We start from the raw sequence: 3,161 nt of genomic DNA on the forward strand, positions 1-3,161 counted from the left end.
GTCATGGCGCTCATCCACTCGACCAGACCGGCTTCGAACAGGCCACCCAGGCCCATCAGCATCAGGCTGACGGTGCAGTTGCCGCCGATGTAGTTCTTGGTGCCCGCGTCCAGCTGCTGGTCGATGACCTTGCGGTTGACCGGGTCCAGTACGATGACCGCGTCATCCTGCATGCGCAGGCTGGAAGCGGCGTCGATCCAGTAACCCTGCCAGCCGGCTTCGCGCAGTTTCGGGAAGACTTCGCTGGTGTAGTCGCCACCCTGGCAGGTCAGAATCACGTCGAGGGTTTTCAGCTCTTCAATGCTGTAAGCGTCCTTGAGCGGAGCAATGTCCTTGCCCACGGACGGGCCTTGGCCACCGACATTGGAAGTGGTGAAAAACACCGGTTCGATAAGATCGAAATCCTGCTCTTCCAGCATCCGCTGCATGAGCACGGAACCGACCATACCGCGCCAACCGATCAGACCTACACGTTTCATCGCAACTACACCTTCTTGAAATGTGGGCCGCTGCTTTCAGGGGTGAAATGGGCAGCGGGCCCGAGAGATTACAGATTCCGCAGCGCGGCGACTACTGCGTCACCCATTTCCTGCGTCCCGACTTTAGTGCAACCGGCCGACCAGATGTCGCCCGTGCGCAAACCTTGATCCAGCACCAGGCTGACGGCTTGTTCGATGGCATCGGCCGCGACCTGCTGGTTGAAGCTGTAACGCAGCATCATCGAAACCGACAAAATGGTCGCCAGCGGGTTGGCAATGCCTTTGCCCGCGATGTCTGGCGCCGAACCGTGGCACGGCTCGTACATGCCTTTGTTGTTGGTGTCCAGGGACGCCGAAGGCAGCATACCGATGGAACCGGTGAGCATCGACGCCTGGTCGGACAGAATGTCGCCGAACATGTTGTCGGTGACGATCACATCGAACTGCTTGGGCGCACGCACCAACTGCATGGCGGCGTTGTCGACGTACATGTGGCTCAGTTCGACTTCAGGGTAATCCTTGGCCACTTCCTCGACAATTTCACGCCACAGTTGGCTGGACGCCAATACGTTGGCCTTGTCCACCGAGCACAGCTTCTTGCCACGCACCATGGCCATGTCGAAGCCGACGCGGGCGATGCGGCGTATTTCGCTTTCACTGTACGGCAGGGTGTCGTAGGACTGACGCTCGCCGTTTTCCAGGGTGCGGGTGCCGCGTGGCGCGCCGAAGTAGATGCCGCCGGTCAGCTCGCGAACGATCAGGATGTCCAGGCCGGCAACGATTTCCGGCTTCAGGCTGGAGGCTTCGGCCAATTGCGGGTACAGGATCGCCGGGCGCAGGTTACCGAACAGACCCAATTGCGCACGGATTTTCAGCAGACCACGCTCAGGGCGGATGTCACGCTCAATGGCATCCCATTTTGGGCCGCCAACGGCGCCCAGCAGCACGGCATCGGCTGCGCGGGCACGCTCCAGGGTTTCGTCGGCCAGCGGCACGCCGTGTTTGTCGATGGCCGCGCCACCGATCACGTCATGGCTCAGCTCGAAGCCCAGGTCGAACTTGTCGCTGGCCAATTCCAGCACTTTGACCGCTTCGGCCATGATTTCCGGGCCAATACCGTCGCCTGGGAGAATCAGAATCTGCTTGCTCATGCTTTCCTCATGTCTTCTGTCGGCGCGCCATCAACCGGCGCGCCCGGAAAAATGCTTATCGTTCGACGCTTATCGTTCAGCCATCAGCACCAGCACATCGGTGCTGAACGAACCATCGGCCTCAATCTGAAAATATTCGCGTACTTCGTTGCCCATCGATTGCTGCAATTCGCGGATCGCCGCGCGCATCACTTCAGGTGTACGCATGCGCTCGACCCAGCTGTTGTATTCCAGACGTAGCCGCTGACGACTAGTGCTGCGGGTATGCAACCCCGCCTCGCTGACCTGCCGCAACCACTCGCCAGCAGAATAATCGCGCACATGGCTGGTGTCGCGCAGCACTTCGACGCTTTGCAGGTAAGTGTCGAACAACGGGCTGCCCGGTGACAACACGTCGACGAACGCCGCCACGCCACCCGGTTTCAATACCCGGCGCACTTCGCGCAAGGCCAGGCCAAGATCGCTCCAGTGGTGCGCCGAATAACGGCTGAACACGAAGTCGAACTCGCCATCGGCAAACGGCAAGCGTTCGGCGGCGCCGTTAACCGTGATCACGTTGCTCAAGCCACGATCGACGGCAGCGGCAGCGACCACGTCGAGCATCTGCTGCGACAGGTCGTAGGCCACCACTTCTTTCACCAGCGAAGCGACGTGAAAACTGACGTGGCCGGCGCCGCAGCCCAGATCCAGCACCCGGGCATCGCCCTGCCCCGCCAGCTCGGCCTGTAGCAGCGCAAATTCAGTGCCTTGAGCGTGTACGGCGCTGCTCAGGTAGGCGGCGGCCTGTTCACCGAATTGCTTCTGGACTACCTGACTGTGCTGGGCGGTGCTGGTCATGGGGACTTCCTTTTTCGGGGTCTAGTCTTGTAGTGCCTGGGCCGTCGTCATCGCGAGCAAGCTTTGCTCCTACAAGTCTGTGGCGCTCACAAAACCTGTAGGAGCTGAGCTTGCTCGCGATGAGGCCGGCCCTGGCTACATCGATTTCGGATCAAGCGTCGCGGAACAACCACGGCTGGCTCACACGGTGTTTGGCTTCAAACGCTGCAATCGCATCGCCGTCCTGCAAGGTCAGGCCGATATCGTCCAGGCCGTTGAGCAGGCAGTGTTTGCGGAACGCGTCGATTTCGAAACTCAACACCTTGCCATCCGGGCGGGTCACGGTCTGGGCTTGCAGATCGATCTGCAACTGATAACCCGGTTCGGCTTCGACCTGCTTGAACAGTTCATCGACTTCGGCATCGCTCAAGATGATCGGCAGCAAGCCGTTCTTGAAGCTGTTGTTGAAGAAGATGTCGGCGTAGCTTGGCGCGATGATGCTGCGGAAACCGTACTCTTCCAGCGCCCATGGCGCGTGTTCACGACTGGAGCCGCAACCGAAGTTCTCGCGGGCCAACAACACGCTGGCGCCTTGGTAACGCTCGGCATTGAGCACGAAGTCCTTGTTCAGCGGACGCTTGGAGTTGTCCTGATACGGTTGGCCCACATCCAGATAACGCCATTCATCGAACAGGTTCGGACCGAAACCGGTGCG

Annotated in this window: 4 protein-coding genes; all 4 read right to left on the minus strand. The window is 60.1% G+C overall.

What is annotated here, in order from left to right:
• The coding region (locus D8V06_RS00510; protein WP_130930260.1) for an aspartate-semialdehyde dehydrogenase at positions 1 to 479 on the minus strand (479 nt) is incomplete at its 3' end.
• Between the two features lie 68 nt (positions 480 to 547).
• A complete protein-coding gene (gene leuB / locus D8V06_RS00515; RefSeq protein WP_130907722.1) occupies positions 548 to 1,630 on the minus strand; it encodes a 3-isopropylmalate dehydrogenase in 1,083 nt (360 codons plus the stop codon).
• A gap of 69 nt (positions 1,631 to 1,699) precedes the next feature.
• On the minus strand, positions 1,700 to 2,467 hold the full coding sequence (locus D8V06_RS00520; RefSeq protein ID WP_130907723.1) for a class I SAM-dependent methyltransferase: 768 nt from the start codon (positions 2,465 to 2,467) through the stop codon (positions 1,700 to 1,702).
• A gap of 151 nt (positions 2,468 to 2,618) precedes the next feature.
• On the minus strand, positions 2,619 to 3,161 hold a 543-nt coding region (gene leuD / locus D8V06_RS00525; protein ID WP_130930261.1), incomplete at its 5' end, for a 3-isopropylmalate dehydratase small subunit.

The sequence above is a fragment of the Pseudomonas sp. Sample_24 genome (assembly GCF_004307605.1).
Lineage (GTDB): Bacteria > Pseudomonadota > Gammaproteobacteria > Pseudomonadales > Pseudomonadaceae > Aquipseudomonas.

Bases quoted from the DNA above. Each gene is read 5' to 3' on its own strand.
- leuB (WP_130907722.1), bottom strand. From the start codon at position 1,630: ATGAGCAAGCAGATTCTGATTCTCCCAGGCGACGGTATTGGCCCGGAA.
- D8V06_RS00520 (WP_130907723.1), bottom strand. From the start codon at position 2,467: ATGACCAGCACCGCCCAGCACAGTCAGGTAGTCCAGAAGCAATTCGGT.